Origin of the sequence: Pelosinus sp. sgz500959, from assembly GCF_042610375.1 — a bacterium.
Taxonomy (GTDB): Bacteria; Bacillota; Negativicutes; order DSM-13327; family DSM-13327; genus CTSoil-075.
Genome location: NZ_JBGJZL010000010.1, coordinates 92361 through 113876, shown reverse-complemented (window position 1 = coordinate 113876; position 21516 = coordinate 92361). Strand labels below are relative to the sequence as shown.

The following is a 21516-nucleotide window of genomic DNA, read 5'->3' as shown; positions in this document are numbered from 1 at the left end:
GCTAAACCTCCGCAATCAAAGTAATTGTCATTGTTTGGTTATGTAGCTCACTGCTTGTCTCTCTATTGCGTGGGGCGATTTCACCATAGGAATAAAAACCTGTAAATATACTTTCTCTTCCCAAAATACTCCTCGCCGCATCGATTTCTTCACTTAACATTTGATTAAGCACCAGCTTTCTTCCGAAACAGCTTACTAAAATAGCAAGATTGGCACTAGGTACACCAAGTGATTCAAGGCTTATTTGTGCAGCCTGAAGTGAACCATCAATAAGGCTGTCGCAATTGGCTTTCATTAGTTTTGCATAGTATCCTTCTGGTATATCACCAGAAAATATGAGAGCTTTTTGTGATTCGTCAATTCCCTGAATGGTGCGAATGAAAGTACGGCTATGATCCTTTGATCGTACCATAAGAGGAAAGTGTAAACCTGAAGTTGGAAGACCTTCAGCATATTCTCCTAGATATTCTTTATATAAATCAAGAGCGGGTTTTTCGTCAAACTGGTATAAGATGTTATTTTCCGACTTTGTAATTATGCGTTCAATGCCGAAAGGAGACCATCCGCCCACAGAGCCATATCCAAATCTTACATTTTCACCATAAAATCCAATTGCCGCAATTTGATTTTTCTTAGGGTAATCATTTGCAATCACCAAGGACTCACCAAAAGAGTTTCCACCTCCTGCAAGACCACCAGATAAAGTAGTACCAATAGGAAGATACTTCGTTAATCCCTCAACAAGTTTGCTGCCATTGATGTTTGTCCCTTCGGAAATAATAAAGACATGTTTTAAATCATGACCAACAAATTTTGCAGATAAATCCGCAGCGGCTTCAAAACATGTCCCATTTTCAATGGTAATAGAAGCGCACTGTATTTCGGATTTTTCCATATAAACGGCTGTAGCAGATAATGTGTTTTCGGTCGCTATATTATTATATATTTCTCCGGAAGTCGTTCCACCGATAAAATAAGCACTTGGATATAAGTCTCTTAGTTCATCAAAAATTTCTTTATTTAGTAAAAGTTTTTTTGCGCCGAAGATTAAGAGAAATTGTGCTTTATTTCTTAATTTATTAGTGATCGTATTTTGCTTAATTCCTAAACTATTATATAGCAATTGTTCGATCTGCATAATATATTCCCCCCCTGTGCGCAAACTATGATTCTATCTATATTTCTTTACCAATTCGATGTTAGATTGTCCGTTCCTGCACAGCAATGTGAAAGTAAAAATAATAATTTTACGTCTTTGACTCGTAAGTTCTTTTAGAACTAAGCTATAAAAATAGAAAAATGCAAATAACTGATAGTCCCAATTGAGTTGAAAATAGCATATAGCCCATATAATACTGAACGTAGTCTTCAACATAAGGAGAGAAAATAAGCAAAGAAAAAACTTTAATGTCTTTTCTTTGCTTCAAGAAATAATACTTTTACGAATTTTTTTATATTAATACGTGAATCTGAGATTGAGGGTTTCACATTATTTTGTAAATTAAGCATTACTTTTCTCATTTCCGTAAAATCAAAGAACTTCGAAGCATATTCTTCAAATTTTGGATTGTTATAATCTGTAACACCGAGTGAAGCGAGATGATGTAAGCCTTGGAAGATCGTTCGGCGAACTCGTTGTTCTAAGGCTTTTGATTCTTTTTTTATATTAGTTGGATCAGAAGATAAGAACCCGAGTCTCTTTATGGCGACATGAACAAAAATATCTTTCAAGGCAGGAAACTCATGCTCCGAGGGATGTTCATTTTCATATTTACTTAGGTAGTCTAACATATCTAATAAATCCTTACTGCCGCTTTCACCTACCATTCCTAATTCAGCAAGGAGATACTGTCCAGAAGTAATAATGGTATTTTGGTTTGTTGTATCAGGTGCAGGTATCGGTGTATGAGAAATTTTTTCAGAGTTTAGTACATTCAGGTTTTTTTCAATATTAGAAATGACTTTTTGTAGTCGGATGTGTTCGACCACATTTTGAATGATGCCGATGACTTCAAGACGATTAATCGGTTTAGTAATGTAATAATGTACTCCCAGTAAATAGGCATTGCCAATCATTTCTTTGTCTTCTACTTGAGAAAGCATGATTATTTTACCTTTGAATATCGGTTTTAATTCACGAACAGTTTGAATTCCGTCACGCAGAGGCATTAATAAGTCAATGATCAAGATATCAACGGCTTTCACAGTGAGGAGTTGGGCATCAACGGCAGAACCATTTTCTGCTTCGCCGACGACTTCGCCCAAATCATAGTCTTCAATTATTTCGGAGAGCATAGAACGGATTGCTTCATCATCATCAACAAGAAAAAAACGCATGATATTATCCTTCCTTTATTAAACTTCGTAGTGGCAATTGTATGGTGAATACAGTTTCATTTGTAAGGGGAATTTCTTCAATCGTAATGCTGCCTTGTAGATTATTTGCCAAATCTTTTATGTAAGGAAGCCCCATGCCTGTTGAAGGATTACCTAATGAATCAAACTTGGTGGTATAGCCAGGCTTGAAAATGAGGTTTCTTTTTTTCGCTGGGATACCTGGTCCAGTGTCGGTCACACGAAATGCGATGGATTCATTAATTGAATAAAAAGATATTTTAATAAGTCCAGTATCCTGAATGGATTCGACAGCATTAGATACCAAATTATTAACTAGTGATAAAACCGTATAGACGTGCAGTGGTGGTAACATCTCTTCAACGAGTACATTAAAAGTAATATTCTTGTCCATAGAGCGTGCATATTTTTGATGGGATTGAACGATGATATCTACGAGCTCTGCAGCGCTCATATAGTCATGTAATTTGCCATCTGATATTAGCTGAGTAAGACTGGCGTAGATTCGTTGATTATCCTTTTTAATTTCATGTACTTGTCCAGCAATTTCTAGTAGGCTTTGAGCTAAGCTCTCTTGGTTAAATGATGATTTATTATTATGTAGATCGTTATATAAATGATAACAATCTCTAGTAATATTTTCGGCATTCTTCAAGGATTTTGTGAGCTGGATGGCTTCTTCATATAGACCGGAAATTAAAAGCAGGATATGTTTATTTTGCTCTCTTTGCTGTTCTGCTATAAATTCTGCATGGCGTAAATTGATGATAAAAAAGCAACTTAGAACAAAAAAGCTGCGAATGACAGCAATGAGTAAAATTTTACTGATAATGGGAAATGTCAGTATAGCAGCTAGGCTGGAATAGTTTAAAGACAACATGAGTTCTACTATACTGGCGATTAGTTCTGCAATAATTGACAAGAGGCCGATTCGTAGAGGTTGGTGATATAAAACATTGGCTTTTGCTAAGTGAAAAATAGTGGCATATGTCACGTAATAAAAAAAGGCAGGAACATGAAGTAAAAAACTAGAAGTGAAAGCCTCCATACTCGTAGTCCAGTCCAAGGTCATACGAAAGACTAAAACGGCTAAACCCACTAATAAACCGGAAAAGATAAATGAAATGTTACGTATCCATAATAAAAAAAATAAAAATGCTGGTGCACCAAAGCTAACGCGAAAAGAACTGAATTCGCCATCGAAAGGATGAAATTTGAGTTCCCCAACTAAAGGAACAATCAGGATCATTAATAAAATCGCTAACCATGTTCGTTTCATTATTAACTACTTCCTTACATGAGAATTGGAGTATAATGATGGATTCCATTTATACCTTATACAGAATAACAGAAATAAATGTGATTTCCTAGATAGTTTCCAAAAATAAAAATTTTCAGAACCTTTCTAGTATTCTCTTGGATTTTATAGGTTGGATGATAAATTTAAGATGGTAAGATTAGAGAATGATAGAGAGGAAGATGAAAATGAAAAAAATTAAGTTTGGTTTAGGAACACAAATTCTCCTTGGACTTATCTTGGGGGTTGCAGTAGGCGCCGCCTATTATGGAGATCCAACAATTGAAGGATATTTAAAGCCCATAGGGGATATGTTTATCCGGTTGATCAAAATGATTGTAGTACCTATTGTCGTATCTTCCCTGATCGTTGGGATTGCAGGCGTTGGTGATGCAAAGAAACTAGGGAAAATTGGTGGTAAAACCATTCTTTTTTTTGAAATTGTGACGACTGTTGCCATTGTTATGGGACTCATCATTGCCAATGTTGTCAAGCCTGGAATTGGAATTGAGAATATGGGTAGCTTAGCTAAAACGAATATTTCCAGTTATGTGGACACTGCAGAAAGTGCAGGTCATCATAGTTTTGCTGATACATTTGTCAATGTTGTTCCTGCCAATGTGTTTGACGTACTTGCAAAAGGCGACATGCTTGCAATTATATTCTTTTCTGTTATGTTTGGGTTAGGCCTTGCTGCCATTGGTGAGAAAGGAAAGCCGGTTCTCAAACTTTGTGAAGGCGTAATGGAGACCATGTTTTGGGTGACCAATCAAGTCATGAAATTTGCACCGTTTGGAGTGTTTGCTCTTATTGGTTCTACTGTTGCTAAATTTGGTCTTCATTCATTAATTCCCTTGGGGAAACTTGTTATTACCGTTTATGGTGCTATGATATTGTTTGTCTTCCTGGTGCTTGGTGTCATTGCTAAGCTTTGTGGTATTAATATCATGAGTTTTATCGGAGTCTTAAAAGAAGAATTAATCCTTGCTTATACGACAGCAAGTTCAGAGGCTGTATTGCCTAATATTATGAAAAAAATGGAAATGATGGGCTGTCCTAAGGCGATTACATCCTTTGTCATTCCGACTGGCTATTCTTTTAATTTGACTGGATCCACTCTTTATCAGGCGATTGCGGCTATTTTTCTAGCCCAATTATATGGTATTGATTTACCCGTTAGCACCCAAATTAACTTAATGTTGGTGTTAATGTTGACCTCTAAGGGGATCGCGGGTGTACCAGGTGTATCCTTTGTTGTATTGTTGGCGACTCTCGGTAGCGTAGGTATTCCGGCAGAGGGGTTAGCCTTTATTGCAGGAGTTGACCGTTTTATGGATATGGCAAGAACCGTTGTTAATGTCATTGGCAATGCCTTAGCTGCTGTGGTTATTTCCAAATGGGAAAAACAATATGACGTCAAAAAAGAAGAGGCAATGATTCGAAAAGTTGCATAAAGAATAAAAATTAGTTGCTCTAAAAGGGGCAACTTTTTTTATTCTAAGGCATTTAGCACTCGATAATTTTGAATGTTACATAATTGTTTCTTTCGATAAAATAATATATAGTTAAATCACAATCATGGACAAGTGACTGAAGGAGGTTATGAAACGAATGAATGTAGAAAAAATATTTTGGGTTGATCCATATTTGACTGAGTTAACAGCAAAAATAACAAGTGTAGATGGTGAAATGATTACTGTTGACCAAACCATTGCTTATGCATTTTCAGGAGGGCAGGAATCTGATGGAGGAACAATTGACAAATATAATATTATAAAAGCTGAAAAAAGGGATAAACAAATCGTCTATTTTATTGATGATCTTCATGAATTGAAAATAGATGATCAAGTGCTGATGAGAATTGATTGGACGCGGCGTTATAAACTCATGAAATTACATTTCGCAGCTGAACTTGTATTGGAATTGATCCAGCAAAATTTCAATGATCCGATGAAAGTCGGAGCCCATATTGCCGAAGATAAAGCAAGAGTTGATTTTGTATGGCAAGGTAATATTTCACAGACCTTTGATTTACTAAATAATAAAATTAAAGAACTTGTTGATCTAGATTTACCGATAAAAAGCGCATTTAGTGATCAGGAAAAAGAAATTCGTTATTGGGAAATCGAAAATTTCGCAAAGGTCCCTTGTGGGGGAACGCACCTGAAGAAAACTGGAGAATTAGGAAGAGTCTCTTTAAAAAGAAATAATATTGGGAAAGGCAAAGAAAGAATTGAGATCATGATTTCCTAATTTTTGAGTAACAATTTATCACATATTAGTTATGGTAGTAAAATTTAGAAGGACATTCATCTCTCTATAAAATACTTTATTGAATTTTAGCTCTATGTGTTATAAAATAAAAGAACCTTTCATCGCGAAGTGTGTTTTATACAGCTAAGATGGAATAAAGAAAAATAGGAGGATTACAATGTCGACAACAGAAAAAATTGCAAAATTTATTACTAAGCTTTTCCCCGTGTGGGTTGTTTTATTTGCGGCGATCGCTTTTTTGAGCCCTGCTCCATTTAAACCTTTTGCCACTTATATTCCGTATCTTCTTGGTCTGATTATGCTAGGGATGGGTCTTACGATGACTCTAGATGATTTTAAACTAGTCTTTACACGCCCTAAAGATGTATTATATGGTGTCCTTTTACGGTATATTATTATGCCAAGTGTCGCATTTTTGGTTGCTAAGCTATTAGGATTGCCGCCATCATTAGCTGCGGGTTTAATTCTTGTCGGTGCATGCCCTAGCGGTACAGCTTCGAATGTTATGACGTTTATTGCCAAGGGAGATACGGCATTATCTGTGACGATATCAAGTGTAAATACCATATTGGCTCCCATTTTTACGCCATTTTTATTCTTATTTTTAGCTGGTACCTTGATTCCTATTAATGCTGAGGCCTTATTAATTGATATTCTTAAAATTGTACTTTTCCCTATTATTTTAGGTATTGTCGTTCGAACATTTGCTTCTGAATTTGTCAATCGGGTAATGGTCATCATTCCTCTAATTTCTGTACTTTCAATTATTGCTATTATTGCAATCGTGGTAGCACTGAGTGCTGCCAAGTTGGTTACTGTTGCCGTTATTGCATTTATAGCTGTTGCCTTACATAATGCATTAGGCTTAGGCCTTGGTTATGGAGCATCTCGGACAATGGGAATGAGCCACAAAAAAGCCAAAGCTGTTTCTTTTGAAATCGGCATGGAAAATTCCGGCTTAGCCGTTGCCTTGGCGATTGCTCATCTTGATCCAATTGCAGCAATTCCAGGGGTTATCTTTAGTGTATGGCATAATTTTACAGGTTCATTATTGGCTGGATATTGGGGTTCTAAGGATGAAGAAACCGTTGCTACTCTTAAAAAATAAAATATAACCAGAAATACAGGGATAACGCAAGGCACTCGAAAGGGTGTCTTGTTTTTTTATGTATATGATCATTTTATACTCTTTCGTCTAAAGAGTTTGGAAAATTATAAGAAATTACTGATTATTCTAAATACAACCTAGAGGCTCGCATTTTATAATAAAGTCAGTGCTAGATTCGAAAAAGAATAGGGAGGGTTAAAGCTAATGTCAAAGTGGAAAAAAATTACTGTAGCGTTAAGTATCGGTGTTATGATGTTAACACTCGCAGGCTGCGGTGGGGGTGCTAAGCAAGAAACGAGTAAGCCTGTGGACAAAAAGATTATCTTAGGTTTCTCACAAATTGGTGCTGAAAGTGAATGGCGGACAGCGAACACTGAATCCATTAAGGCTTCTGCAAAAACTGCTGGTATTGAACTTAAATTTTCCGATGCACAACAAAAGCAAGAAAATCAGATAAAAGCCTTACGATCTTTTATACAACAAAAAGTAGATGTTATTGCCTTTTCTCCTGTTGTTGAAACAGGCTGGGATGCAGTGTTGCAAGAAGCTAAAGATGCTAAAATACCTGTTATTTTAACAGATCGATCTGTTAAGATGAGCAATGGTAAAGCCGATGATTATTATGTAACTTTTATGGGTTCTGATTTCGTGGAAGAAGGCCGCAGAGCTGGTAAATGGTTAGTTGATTTCATGAAAAAAGATAAAGATCCAGTCAATGTGGTAGAGCTACAAGGTACAGTTGGTTCAGCTCCTGCGATTGACCGTAAAGCCGGCTTTGAAGAGATATTGAAACAAAATACTAATTATAAAATTATTAAATCACAAACTGGTGATTTTACTCGTGCCAAAGGTAAAGAAGTTATGGAGTCCTTCTTGAAATCAGCAAAGGCTGAAGGACAAAAAATCGATGTTTTGTATGCTCATAATGATGATATGGCTATTGGTGCCATTCAAGCAATTGAAGAAGCTGGTTTAAAACCTGGTAAAGATATTATTATCGTTTCCATCGATGGTGTAAAAGGTGCTTTCGAAGCAATGATTGCTGGAAAATTGAATGCAAGTATTGAATGTAGCCCATTATTAGGAGATCAATTAATGTCAGCTGTCAAAGACCTTGTTGCAGGAAAAACAATTGAAAAACGAATTGTAACCAAAGAAAGTGTATTCCCTGCCGACGTAGCAGCTAAGGAATTACCAAATCGTAAATACTAATTCAAACGAAAATCAATCAGTTTGTTACCAGTAGCACAATCTATGTGCTCTGGTGTATTGTGTCAAAGTTTCAATTTATTGATAGGACGATCTTTGACACAATACACCAGTTCATATGAAGGTAAAAAAATTAAAGATCATTGATTGTTTTTGAATTGCTGCGGGAGCTAAAGTTGTTGTTGCATCCGTGGCTATTTCACATTATGGTAAGATCATGTAAGATAAGAGCATAAGAATTTTTATACAATTATACAAGGGAGTGAACATTGTGTTAATCAACAAACAGTTAATCGGCGAAGTCGACGGAAAAAGTGTATACGAATATACATTAAAGAATGGAAATGGCATAGAAATTTCTTGTTTAAATTATGGATGCGCTATTACCAAGATGATAACCCCTGATAACAAGGGTAATTATGAAAATATTGTATTAGGGTTTCAAGATTTAGCTGCTTATCAAGATAATCCTATCTATGCTGGTGTTGTTGTAGGTAGAATTGCTGGTAGAATACAAGATGCACAGTTTACATTAGATGGGAAAACATATACGTTAGCGAGTAATGATGGACAAAATCATCTTCATGGTGGATTGCGAGGTTTTCACAAAGTTGTATGGGATGTAAAAACCCTCGATACAGAGCAAGAAGTGGTGATCGAGTTTTCGTATACGAGTTTGGATGGAGAAGAAGGTTATCCTGGAACACTGGCAACAAAGGTAACATATACTTTAAATGATCAGAATGAGTTTATGATTCATTATTATGGACAAACCGATCAAGAGACCCTATTTAATCCAACAAATCATACATATTTTAATTTAAGTGGTAATGTAAAACAAGACATATCTCAACATAGTTTAAAAATCAATAGTAGTCAATTTTTGGAATTGACACAAGAACTCATGCCAACAGGTAAATTTATCGATGTAAAAGATACTGTCTTTGATTTTAGAAATGGGAGAAAAATTAAGGAAGGTATTGATTCGAGTGATTCACAAAATATAATCGCTGGGCGAGGCTATGATCATCCCTTTGTGTTAGATAGTCATTATAATCAGGAAATTGTATTACATGATGAAAAAAGCGGACGTAATCTGGTTGTAGAAAGCGATGCAGTGGGTGTCGTACTCTATACCGGGAATCAAATCCCTACTAACTTAGATATTCATGGTGTAAAATCTAGACCTTATTTAGGATTATGCCTTGAAACCCAAGGGCTACCTGACTCCATTCACCATCCGAATTTTCCTTCTTGCATCTTAAAGAAGGATCAAAAATTTTCTACAATGACTAAATATACCTTTAGTGTAGGATAGATTGCTCATTATAAAAAAACTGATTGACCAAAAAAACGTTTGTAATTTTCTATTGAGAATTTTACAAGCGTTTTTTATTTAAAACGCAATAATTGTCGATAAATTAATTAATAAATTTAATTTTTAATTAATTATTGAAGTAAGTAAAAATGTTTGCTATAATTAATTTGTATTATTGAAATATTAAAAAAAATCAAATAATGGCATGTTGCAAAGAAGTGTTTTAGTAATATGCTGAAAGATGGTGATGAAGGTAACGTCGGGATTTCGAGGATTATAGTTGGACAAACATAAAAAGAGGGGGAATTTTCAATGAAAAAAATCTTAGCCTTGTTACTTATGGTTGTAATGGCAGTCTCACTGACCGCGTGTGGTTCTTCAAACTCTACTTCCAGCCCTAGCGCGAAGAAAAAAGTTGGTATTGCAATGCCGACCAAATCTTCAGCGCGATGGATCGCAGATGGTGAAAATATTGTTAAACAACTGCAAGCTAAAGGATATGAAACTGACTTGCAGTATGGTGAAGATAATGTAGAAAATCAACTTGCCCAAATAGAAAACATGATTACAAAAGGTGCTAATGTTTTAGTAATTGCATCAATCGATGGTGAATCATTAACAACCGTATTGCAAAAAGCCAAAGATAAAAATATTCCAGTCATTGCGTATGACCGCCTAATTAAAAAGAGTGCTAACATCGATTATTATGCAACCTTTGATAATTTTAAAGTAGGAGTACTTCAAGCGTCTTATATTGAAAAAGCATTAGGTTTAAAAGAGGGTAAAGGACCATTTAACGTTGAGATCTTTGGTGGATCACCAGATGATAATAACGCATTCTTATTCTTTGATGGTGCCATGTCAGTTTTAAAACCTTATATTGATGCTAAGAAAATCGTTGTAAAAAGTGGACAAATGGATATGGGCGTATGTGCTACATTACGATGGGATGGTGCTACAGCACAAGCGAGAATGGATAATTTATTAAGTAAAAATTATACAGGTGATAAAGTCGATGCCGTATTATCTCCTTATGATGGCATTAGTATTGGGATTCTTTCTTCCTTAAAAGCTGTTGGTTATGGGACACCTTCGCAACCAATGCCGATCGTTACGGGGCAAGATGCTGAAATACCTTCGATCAAATCAATTATTAAAGGTGAACAATCTCAAACTGTATTTAAAGATACAAGAGATCTTGCAAAAGTGACTGTAGAAATGGTCGATGCTGTATTAAGTGGCAAAAAAGCAGAAACGAATGATGATAAAACCTACAATAACGGTGTGAAAGTCGTACCTTCTTATCTCTTAGTACCTGTTTCTGTTGATAAAACAAACTATGAAAAAGTATTAATTGAAAGCGGATATTATACTGCTGATAAGCTTAAATAGTATTCTTTAAAATAGGATGTCATATCAGAATAATTTAGTGATGGCTGTAAGGTCATCGCTAAATTATTATATGGCATAGTTGAGTGGACTAGAGAGTGCAAGGAGTTGAGGATATATGGAAGATGTTATTTTGGAAATGATCGATATTACGAAAACTTTTCCAGGTGTTAAAGCTCTTAATCATGTCAATTTGCAAGTGAAAAAAGGCGAAATTCATGCTTTAGTGGGCGAAAATGGTGCGGGGAAATCAACTTTAATGAAGGTTTTGAGTGGCGTATATCCTCATGGGACATATACAGGAGAGATTCATTATAAAGGTAAAGTATGCGAATTTAAAGATATCAAAGAAAGTGAAAAATTAGGTATTGTAATTATTCATCAAGAACTAGCTCTCATTCCTTATTTATCAATCGAAGAAAATATTTTTCTAGGCAATGAACAAGGAAAACATGGTCTTATTGATTGGCATGCGACCACGACACGTACACAAAAATTATTGGCAACTGTAGGGCTCAAAGAATTACCGAGCACTTTGATTACAAATATTGGTGTTGGTAAACAACAATTAGTTGAGATTGCTAAAGCCTTATCAAAAGAAGTTCAATTGTTAATTTTGGATGAACCAACGGCTGCCTTAAATGAAGATGACAGTAATAACTTATTGAACTTATTATTAGAATTTAAGAAACAAGGTATATCTTCGATTATCATTTCTCACAAATTAAATGAGATTTCAAGGATTTCTGACTCCATTACCGTATTGCGTGATGGGGCTACGATTGAAACATTAAATGTGAAAGAAGATCACATTACAGAAGACCGAATTATTCAAGGTATGGTAGGCAGAGAATTAACAGAACGTTTTCCAAAAAGAGCGGCAGCAATTGGAGACGTTATTTTTGAAGTCAAGAATTGGAATGTATATCATCATCTTCATTCTGAACGAAAAATCATTAAGAATGTTGATTTTAACATTAAAAAAGGTGAAGTTGTAGGAATCTCAGGACTTATGGGAGCGGGACGAACAGAGCTTGCTATGAGTATTTTTGGTAAATCCTATGGGCAAAAAATCAGCGGACAACTTTATAAAAATGGGAAAGAAATACATCTAAATAATGTAAGCCAAGCCATTGATCAAGGAATTGCTTATGTCACAGAAGATCGAAAACACTATGGATTAATCTTAAATGATGATATTCAGCGAAATATTACCTTAGCTAATTTGAAAAAAATAGCTAAAAATCATGTTATTGATGAAAATCAAGAAATTGTCGTTGCTGAAAAAAGTCGTCAACAAATGAAAATCAAATGTTCAAGTATTTTGCAAAAAACCGTTAATCTAAGTGGTGGAAATCAGCAAAAAGTTATTTTAAGTAAATGGATTTTTACAGAACCGGATATTTTGATATTAGATGAACCGACACGAGGGATTGATGTAGGGGCAAAATTTGAAATCTACAGCATTATTAATGAGTTAGCTAAAGAAGGAAAGGGTATCTTAATGATTTCCTCAGAGCTGCCTGAAATACTTGGTATGTGTGATCGAATTTATGTCATGAATGAAGGTGCGATTACAGGTGAAATTTCAGGAGATGAAGCATCGCAAGAAAAAATCATGAAATATATAATGAGTAAATAAAGGAGGCAGCGTTGTGGAAACTTTGAAACAGATGTTTAAAAGCAATATCAGAGAATATGGTATGGTGATTGCCTTAATATCCATTGTATTATTTTTTGAAATTGTCACTAAAGGTGTATTGCTACAACCTTTGAATGTAACCAATCTTATCCAACAGAATAGTTATATCCTTGTATTAGCAATTGGTATGTTATTAGTCATCGTTGCTTTTCAAATTGATTTATCAGTTGGCTCGATCGCGGCTTTTGTCGGTGCCATGTCAGCTATTTTAATGGTAGATAATCATTTTGGTGTTTTTTCAGGAATACTGATTTCACTACTTATTGGAGGTCTTGCTGGGGCATTTCATGGGTATTGGATTTCTTACTTTAAGATTCCATCCTTTATTGTCACTTTGGCAGGAATGCTCATTTTTAGGGGCTTGACAATGACAGCCTTAGAGGGACAATCAAAAGGCCCTTATCCAGAAGTTTTTCAAAAAATGAGTAATGGGTTCGTACCTGATTTATTAGGTGGAAGTACAATGCACATTACAACCCTTGTGGTTGGCGTTGCTTTGACTTTAATCTATATTTATTTTGAATTAAGTCATCGCAAAGCTAAGCAAGAGTATCAGTTTGAAGTCATTCCTATGCAATTTTTGATTATGAAATTAACCTTCGTTGGTGTGGCAATCAACTGGTTTATGTATTTACTTTCTTCCTATAAAGGCATTCCTAATGTTCTAATCTTGTTATTTATTCTAATTATTTTTTATACTTTTATAACGACTAAAACAGTAGTAGGACGTCATATTTATGCTCTTGGCGGCAATGAAAAAGCCGCACAGTTATCGGGTGTAAAAACCAAACGCATTGTATTTTGGGTATTTGTCAACATGGGTGTCATGGCTGCCTTGTCAGGTCTTATTTTTGCTGCCAGGCTTAATGCGGCAACGCCAAAAGCAGGTATGGGTTTTGAATTAGATGCCATTGCAGCATGTTTCATTGGTGGAGCTTCTACCGCCGGAGGTATTGGTGTTGTTATGGGAGCCATTATTGGTGGGCTGGTAATGGGCGTAATGAACAATGGGATGTCCTTGATTGGTGTAACCATTGATATGCAACAAACAATTAAAGGTTTAGTATTATTATTAGCTGTAGCCTTTGATATTTATACAAAATCTAAACAATCATAAAAAAATTGCCTGTTTAGTGCGATCATTACTATAAAAGTGGATTTGTAAAGGTCAAAGATGACTTATTAGCTACAAATCCACATTTTTTTATAAAAATAGGAGATATTATTTAATAAAGTAAACATTTTAAGCCCTAATATTATATAATAATCTCAAGAATGAACCGGAAAATGATTCTTTGACTGACTTCATATTGAATCATGGGACTTTTTAATTTTAAGGAAGAGAGACTAAGGTTTTTGCCTATGCTGAAGCTTAGTGTAAGCCAAATTTACTTTATGTTAAATAGTTGCATTCATAGTAGACGAGATGTTGTTATAAAAAAGATGAAAGCGGAGAGTGTAGGTGGATTATGGACGGTATAAATGAGACTACTTTTAAAATTGCAGGCGGTGTGAACGAATCGCTGATTGTGAATATGATTCGAAGACGCGGACCCATATCACGTGTTGATATTGCGAAATTGACAGGTTTGACAGCGCCGACTGTAACAAATATATCAGGAAAATTGATTGAATATGGATTGATTCAAGAGTATATGGTTGGAGAATATAGCGGTGGGAGACGTCCAGTGCTTCTCAAGGCGAATTCAGAAAAAACGAATATGATTATTATTGATATCCGCTCTAAAGAAATGGTTGGCTATTTGATTAATGGAGGTTTAGAAATTAAGGAAGAAACATGTCATGATATCCAAAACTTAAAGCCTGAGAAAATATTATCTTTATTAGAAGATACGATTGCAGAGTGTCATTCTTTGGAAGATGGTCAATTGGCCTTAGCGATTGGCATTATTGTACGGGGACCCGTTATGTCACAAGAAGGACTTTCTTTATTTTCCCCTAGTACAGGTTGGCATAATGTACCATTAAAATATATTGTGGAAAAGCGGTTTCAACTTCCTGTTTTTGTAGAAAATGATATGCGGGCTATGGCACTTGGAGCCTATCATTATGGGCCATATCGTGATATTAAAAATGCCGTATTTCTAGGAGTGGGTGGCGGAATTGGTTCTGGAATTATTTTTAATGGTGAGTTGTATCGTGGATTTGGTGATAGTGCAGGAGAAATAGGTCATACTGTTGTAGATGTTGATGGTCCCTTGTGTAGCTGTGGTAACCATGGTTGTCTGGAGGCCATGGCATCTGAGTTGGCTTTAGTCAACAAGGTTGTACAGTCAATTAGCAAAGGTGAGAAATCCTTGGTATCAGAAATGGTAAAAGGTGATATCACTGCTATCAGGCCCAAACATATCTATGCTGCTGCTGAAGAAGGAGATGAACTTGCGATTAGCATGTTTCAACATGTTGCTCAATATATTGGTATGGGGGTAGCGAATATTATTAATATTTTTAATCCCCAATTAGTGCTTGTTGGTGGCGGCATTGTTAAAGGAAGAAAATTCATGGAAGACACCATGATGCAGGTGATCAAAGAACGTGCTTTGGCAAGTTGTTATTCCTCGACTCGCATTGAATTTTCTTCGGAAGGAAGAAAAGATGCTCTGAAAGGAATTGTTGATGTGGTTATGGAAGGAATTTTCTTGCGCTAAAATAAGATAACTATGCTTGAAAATAAGAAATAATACTCTCTATCTAGACAGGGGGAATACCTCTAAACCTTGTCCAGATAGGGAGTATTTTTATTGATTAAAATAAAATAGAATTTTTTGATTTTTTAAAAAATAAAAGCAGGAAATCTTAAAATGATGGCGTATATTGTTAAATAATAAATTAAATAATAAATTAAGTTATAAATAAAGTTACAAATAGGAAGGAGAGTGGTACTGTGGAAAATAAAAAATATAGTATTGGAATTGATTATGGAACTCAATCTGGTCGGGCATTGCTTGTTGAGGTGGCAACGGGTAAGGAGGTGGCTACGGCAGTCGTACCCTATGCTGATGGTGTGATTGATGAACAATTGCCAGGGACTGATATTCAGTTAGAGTATGATTGGGCTTTGCAAAATCCAGATGATTATATTGCTGTTTTGCGCCAAGGAGTATCAAAAGTATTGCAGGATTCTCAAATTAATCCAGAAGACGTAGTTGGCTTGGGGATTGATTTCACGGCGTGTACTATGCTACCTGTAGCTAAAGATGGCAGAGCTTTGTGCCAACTGCCAGAATACCGCAATCATCCTCACGCTTGGGTAAAATTGTGGAAACATCATGCGGCTCAGGATGAGGCAAATTCTTTAAATAAAATTGCAGCTCAACATGGAGAAAAGTTCTTAGCACGTTATGGTGGCAAGATTTCATCTGAATGGTTAATACCTAAAATTTGGCAGATATTAGATGAAGCACCAGAAATTTATGCGGCAGCTGACCGCTTTATGGAAGCAACAGACTGGGTAACCATGCAAATGACTGGAATCGATGTGCGTAATAGCTGTACTGCTGGCTATAAAGCAATCTGGCACAAACAAGATGGATATCCTACAAAAGAATTTTTTAAAGCATTAGATCCAAGATTAGAAAATCTCGTAGAAGAAAAATTAAATAGCCCGATTGTCGCCATAGGCAGTAAAGCTGGAGGATTGACAGCAGAAATGGCTAAGCATATGGGATTAAAACCAGGCACAGCCGTAGCCGTTGGCAATGTAGATGCCCACGCTGCCGTTCCTGCTGCTGGCGTTGTTACACCAGGCAAAATGGTGATGAGTATGGGAACATCAATTTGTCATTTATTACTTGGCTGTGAAGAAAAAACAGTTGATGGTATGTGTGGAGTAGTTGAAGATGGGATTATTGGTGGTTATTTTGGCTATGAAGCAGGTCAATCTGCTGTAGGAGATATTTTTGAATGGTTTGTGGACAATTGCGTTCCTGCTGACTATCTGGCAGAAGCACAAGAGAAGAAGGTCAGTGTTCATCAATTATTAGAATCTAAAGCTGCGAAACTTGTGCCAGGAGAAAGTGGTTTATTAGCTCTTGATTGGTGGAATGGAAATCGTTGTGTACTTGTTGATACAAATCTGACAGGTGTTCTGCTTGGTGCGACTTTACTAACCAAACCAGAAGAAATCTATCGAGCACTGATTGAAGCGACTGCTTTTGGTACAAATATGATTGTTGAAACATTTAATCAAGCTGGGGTGCCCGTTGAACAACTTTATGCCTGCGGTGGTTTATCACAAAAAAATAATATGCTTATGCAAATCTATGCCGATGTAACCGGCCTTGAAATTCGTGTTGCTACGTCTTTGCAGACACCTGCATTGGGAGCAGCTATGTTTGGTGCTGTTGCTGCTGGCGGGAAACAGGGCGGTCATGACACTATTTTAGATGCAGCGGCTAAGATGACCAGCATTAAACAGATCTATACACCAATCCCCGAAAATGTTGTCCGCTATAAAAAAATATATGCAGAATATAAAATTCTGCACGACTATTTTGGTCGTGGTGAGAATGATGTTATGAAACGGTTAAAAGAAATTAAGAAAAATTCAAGAAACTGCAAAGGGTAGAAGTCAAAAGTCATAGGATAAACCAAAGGAGGCTGAGATCATTTTGTTAGAAGAACTTAAAAAACAAGTATGGCAAGCCAATATGAATTTGCAAAAACATGGACTCATTTTATTTACTTGGGGTAATGCGAGTGGAATTGATAGGGAGAAAGGTTTGATGGTCATCAAGCCGAGTGGTGTGGATTATGATGAAATGCAGCCTGACGATATGGTGGTCCTGAATTTAGATGGAGAGCAAGTAGAAGGCAGTCTTAGACCTTCTTCTGATACGCCTACGCATTTGGTATTATATCGAAATTTTCCTGAAGTGGGAGGTATTGTTCATACTCATTCTACCTATGCAACTACGTGGGCTCAAGCAGGAAAATCCATTCCTGCTCTCGGAACGACACATGCAGATTACTTTTATGGTGATATTCCTTGTGCTCGTAGTTTGAGTGCAGAAGAAATTAAGGGAAAATATGAAGAAGAAACGGGTAATGTGATTGTAGAGGTTTTTAAAAATCGAAATCCGATTCATCTCCCTGGAGTGTTAGTTGCGAATCATGGACCTTTTTCTTGGGGAAAAGATGCTCATGAGGCCGTTTATCATGCTGTAGTATTAGAGGAATTAGCAAAGATGGCCCTCTTGACTTACTCTACCAATCCAGAGGTCAAGACAATTGATCAGGTGTTACTTGATAAACATTTTTTAAGAAAGCATGGCGAAAATGCCTATTATGGGCAAAACAAGATTTGATATGTAGATCCGATGCATTTTATTGAGCATGTCAAAGAAATGAAAAATCCATGAGTAAAAAGAAGGAGGAAGATCATGTTTAGTAATTTAAAAAATAAAGAAGTATGGTTTATCACTGGTAGCCAACATCTATATGGCACAGAAACCTTAGAAGAGGTGGCAGAGCATTCAAAAACAATTGCGAACTCATTTAATGAAAATGATAAAATACCTGTAAAAGTGATTTTTAAACCAATCTTAACGACTCCAGATGGGATCTATGATCTTTGCGTAGAGGCCAATCGTGCAGAGAATTGCATCGGATTGATTGCATGGATGCATACCTTTTCACCAGCAAAAATGTGGATTGGTGGGCTGAATATATTAAATAAACCTTTGGCCCATCTTGATACTCAATACAATCGAGATATCCCTTGGTCTGAAATTGATATGGACTTTATGAATACCAATCAATCAGCTCATGGCGATCGAGAATTTGGGTTTATCTGCACGCGTATGAAGAGGGCTCGTAAGGTGATTGTTGGATTCTGGCAGGATGAAGATGTAATTGAGAGACTCGCGGTTTGGTGTGGAGCTGCTTTGGCCTGGAATGATTTGCAGGGAGCTAAATTTGCTCGATTTGGTGACAATATGCGGGAAGTAGCCGTGACAGAAGGTGACAAGGTTGAGGCACAGATTAAATTTGGATACTCTGTCAATGGTTATGCCTTAGGTGATCTTGCCAAATATGTGGATGGTGTGAGTGATTCTGAAATCGAAATGTTAGTTGCTGAATATGAAGAAACATATTTGGTGGCAGAAGAACTTGCTGAAGGTGGGGCTAAGCGTGCTTCCCTCAAAGAGGCTGCCAAACTTGAATTAGGGATGAAAAAATTCTTAGAAGCTGGTAATTTTAAAGGATTTACTTCAAATTTTGAAAATTTGTATGGTTTGTCACAACTGCCAGGACTGGCATGTCAGCGGTTAATGGCGGCTGGTTATGGCTTCGGTGGTGAAGGCGATTGGAAAACAGCGGTATTAGTCAGAGCAATGAAAGTCATGGCATATGGTCTTCAAGGTGGAACCTCATTTATGGAGGATTATACATATCATCTAGAAGATGGCAACATGAAGGTTCTTGGTTCTCATATGCTCGAAGTGTGCCCATCGATTGCCAATCAAAAACCATCACTGGAAATTCATCCCCTCTCCATCGGAGGTAAGGATGATCCTGTCCGTTTAGTCTTTAATGTAGGTGCAGGCAGAGGGCTTAATGCTACAATGATTGATATGGGAAGTCGCTTTAGATTAGTGGTGAATGAATTAGAGGTAGTGGCTCCAGAGTTTGATTTGCCTAAACTTCCAGTTGCAAGAGCCCTTTGGGTGCCACAACCTGATCTTAAAGTGGGTGCACAAGCATGGATTTTAGCGGGAGGAGCTCACCATAGTGGATTTAGCCAAGCTGTAACAAAAGAACATTTAGAAGATTTTAGCGAAATCGCTGGAATTGAATATGTAGTCATTGATCATGAAACGAAAATTAGCGATTTGAAGAAAGAACTGCGCTGGAATGATTTATATTATCATTTAGCCAAATAATAAGTTAAATTTAAAATACAACCAGCTCGAATTTCTTTAGCATTAGAGAGATTGAGCTGGTTTTATTGTAAGGTCTAAAAAAACAGAGCGAATTACTTTGCAATTTATTACCAGTTAAAAGGTTGTTTTGTGTATAATAGAAGAAGGTGATTAAAAAACAGTGCTAGGACGGTGCAATAGTGGGACTTTTTCATCGTTTACTCAAAGTGGAGAACATTCGATCTAAACTTTTATTATATTTTTTTACTCTTATTTTATTGCCGATTGTGACATTAGGGGTCTTAGGTAATGTGATTTATAGCAAATCCATTGAAGACCAGGCCAATATACATACCGAACAAATGATTGAGCAGGTAACTCGTAATGTTGAATTTTATATTCATGATATGGAAAATATAATCTATTATCTTTCGAATGATCCTCAAGTGATTGATTTTCTTCAGCTTGAAAGTGAGGGGAATAAGGAAGAAAATGAGGATTTTCATCTTGCAGCAAGACGATCTTTAAAGACCTATAAGGATACTCATCCTGAAGTTGCTGGTATATTAGTGGTTAATGAACATAATCTGTATATTAGCAATACAATGCAGCGTATTTCTCGTGATCCTCTAACTGATGAAATTTGGTATAAACGGGCTTTGGCATCACCTCAAACAATGCAATTATTTAGTAAACCCATTGGTCGTAATATCAAAACAAATCTTAATTATAGTGCAGATGAGGTTGTTTCCATTACGAAAGCCGTTGTTGATCCAGTGACAGGCAAACGCCTTGGTGTCATTCTCATCGATCTAAAATTAGATAAAATTAAAGAAGTGATTGAAACTGTTACCTTGGGGAAAAGCGGTTTTCTTTATCTCATGGATGGGAATGGTGGCATCGTATACGCACCTGTGAATTCCATTGTATATCGCGTGAAAAATGAATGGCTGACAGATTCTATGAATAGTATTGTGAAAAAAATTCAAGGTAGCGATTTTCAAATTATTTATAAAGATTCTGCCTATACCAATTGGAAGACAATCGGTGTATTTTCTCTCAATGAAACCCTCCACGAAGTCAGTCTTCTGCGCCATTATTCTATTATCATTTGTATCATAACCTTAGTACTAGCAGTCGTTGTCGCTTTCTTTTTTACTGCATCCATTGCAAAACCTCTTAGTAAGCTAGGGAGTCTAATGAAAAGAGCAGAAGAAGGGGATTTAAGCGTACGGTTTAATAGTAAATATAATGATGAAATTGGTCGCCTTGGCAATAGCTTTAATCATATGATTAGAGAGATTAGTAACTTAATTGATATGGTATATGTGGAGCAGCAACGTAAACGAGAAGCAGAGCTTAAAACCTTGCAAGCCCAGATCAAACCTCATTTTCTCTATAATACTTTATATACTATCCAATGGATGGCGCAAGAGCATGGGGCACATGATGTGGTTGCTATTTTAGGAGCATTAGCGAACTTATTTCGTATTGGACTTAGTAAAGGAAAAGAAATGATTAGTGTTCAAGAAGAATTGGAACATGTCCGAAGTTATTTGGCAATTCAGAAAGCGCGTTATGAAGATAAATTAATCTATGAAGTCAATTTTGATGAAGGGATTCTAAAATATAATGTTTTGAAACTCATATTGCAGCCTCTAGTAGAAAATGCAATTTATCATGGGATAAATGCACGGCGGGGTGTCGGTAAAATTACGATTACTGCCAAAGAAAAAGAAGGAAAATTATATTTTAGCGTAGAGGATAATGGTATCGGTATTACGACAGAAAAATTAAAAGAGATCAGTCAACTCCTTGATCATAATCATGTGGAAACAGCTAAAACTGGCTTTGGTATTTTTAATGTCAATGAGCGAATAAAACTATCCGTTGGTAAGGAATATGGGTTAGTCTATCATAGTGTTTATCAACAAGGTACTACGGTGGAAGTCTGGCATCCATTACTTTAAAATAGGGGTG

General features: G+C 36.3%; 16 protein-coding genes. 13 read left to right on the top strand and 3 right to left on the bottom strand.

The annotated features are described in order from the left end of the window. Window position 1: 1 nt before the first annotated feature. The 3 genes from ACAN52_RS16100 to ACAN52_RS16090 form a co-directional block, all read right to left on the bottom strand. Window positions 2-1138 (bottom strand): FIST signal transduction protein, encoded by a 1137-nt coding sequence (locus ACAN52_RS16100; RefSeq protein WP_378955947.1) that lies wholly within the window; start codon window positions 1136-1138, stop codon window positions 2-4. A 266-nt stretch (window positions 1139-1404) separates the two neighbouring features. Continuing rightward, complete coding sequence (locus ACAN52_RS16095) at window positions 1405-2337, bottom strand: response regulator (RefSeq protein ID WP_378955946.1); 933 nt, start codon at window positions 2335-2337, stop codon at window positions 1405-1407. Window positions 2338-2341: 4 nt separating this feature from the next. After that, window positions 2342-3634 carry a sensor histidine kinase gene (locus ACAN52_RS16090; protein WP_378955945.1) on the bottom strand — a complete coding sequence of 431 codons (1293 nt, stop codon included), beginning with the start codon at window positions 3632-3634 and terminating at the stop codon, window positions 2342-2344. A gap of 206 nt (window positions 3635-3840) precedes the next feature. Here ACAN52_RS16090 and ACAN52_RS16085 point away from each other — a divergent pair, with 206 nt between their 5' ends. The 13 genes from ACAN52_RS16085 (at window position 3841) to ACAN52_RS16025 (ending at window position 21506) form a co-directional block, all read left to right on the top strand. Next, the gene (locus ACAN52_RS16085; RefSeq protein ID WP_378955944.1) at window positions 3841-5106 is read left to right on the top strand and encodes a cation:dicarboxylate symporter family transporter; all 1266 of its coding nucleotides are present in this window, start codon (window positions 3841-3843) and stop codon (window positions 5104-5106) included. Window positions 5107-5254: 148 nt separating this feature from the next. Further along, entirely contained in the window at window positions 5255-5905 is a 651-nt protein-coding gene (locus ACAN52_RS16080; RefSeq protein WP_378955943.1) for an alanyl-tRNA editing protein, read from the top strand. Window positions 5906-6083: 178 nt separating this feature from the next. Then, a complete protein-coding gene (locus ACAN52_RS16075; protein WP_378955942.1) occupies window positions 6084-7034 on the top strand; it encodes a bile acid:sodium symporter family protein in 951 nt (316 codons plus the stop codon). 204 nt (window positions 7035-7238) lie between these two features. Continuing rightward, window positions 7239-8246, top strand: a complete 1008-nt coding sequence (locus tag ACAN52_RS16070; RefSeq protein ID WP_378955941.1) for an ABC transporter substrate-binding protein — start codon at window positions 7239-7241, stop codon at window positions 8244-8246. Window positions 8247-8514: 268 nt separating this feature from the next. Then, the gene (locus ACAN52_RS16065; RefSeq protein WP_378955940.1) at window positions 8515-9561 is read left to right on the top strand and encodes an aldose epimerase family protein; all 1047 of its coding nucleotides are present in this window, start codon (window positions 8515-8517) and stop codon (window positions 9559-9561) included. A 312-nt stretch (window positions 9562-9873) separates the two neighbouring features. Further along, entirely contained in the window at window positions 9874-10953 is a 1080-nt protein-coding gene (chvE, locus tag ACAN52_RS16060; RefSeq protein WP_378955939.1) for a multiple monosaccharide ABC transporter substrate-binding protein, read from the top strand. Window positions 10954-11068: 115 nt separating this feature from the next. Then, window positions 11069-12592 carry a multiple monosaccharide ABC transporter ATP-binding protein gene (mmsA, locus tag ACAN52_RS16055; RefSeq protein ID WP_378955938.1) on the top strand — a complete coding sequence of 508 codons (1524 nt, stop codon included), beginning with the start codon at window positions 11069-11071 and terminating at the stop codon, window positions 12590-12592. Between the two features lie 13 nt (window positions 12593-12605). Next, entirely contained in the window at window positions 12606-13769 is a 1164-nt protein-coding gene (mmsB, locus tag ACAN52_RS16050; RefSeq protein ID WP_378955936.1) for a multiple monosaccharide ABC transporter permease, read from the top strand. Between the two features lie 352 nt (window positions 13770-14121). Then, entirely contained in the window at window positions 14122-15321 is a 1200-nt protein-coding gene (locus ACAN52_RS16045; protein WP_378955935.1) for an ROK family protein, read from the top strand. A 236-nt stretch (window positions 15322-15557) separates the two neighbouring features. Then, window positions 15558-17240 (top strand): ribulokinase, encoded by a 1683-nt coding sequence (locus tag ACAN52_RS16040; protein WP_378955934.1) that lies wholly within the window; start codon window positions 15558-15560, stop codon window positions 17238-17240. A 43-nt stretch (window positions 17241-17283) separates the two neighbouring features. Continuing rightward, window positions 17284-17979, top strand: a complete 696-nt coding sequence (araD, locus tag ACAN52_RS16035; protein WP_378955933.1) for an L-ribulose-5-phosphate 4-epimerase — start codon at window positions 17284-17286, stop codon at window positions 17977-17979. A 75-nt stretch (window positions 17980-18054) separates the two neighbouring features. Next, complete coding sequence (gene araA / locus ACAN52_RS16030) at window positions 18055-19557, top strand: L-arabinose isomerase (protein WP_378955932.1); 1503 nt, start codon at window positions 18055-18057, stop codon at window positions 19555-19557. 179 nt (window positions 19558-19736) lie between these two features. Further along, window positions 19737-21506, top strand: a complete 1770-nt coding sequence (locus tag ACAN52_RS16025) for a cache domain-containing protein (RefSeq protein ID WP_378955931.1) — start codon at window positions 19737-19739, stop codon at window positions 21504-21506. Window positions 21507-21516 lie beyond the last annotated feature (10 nt).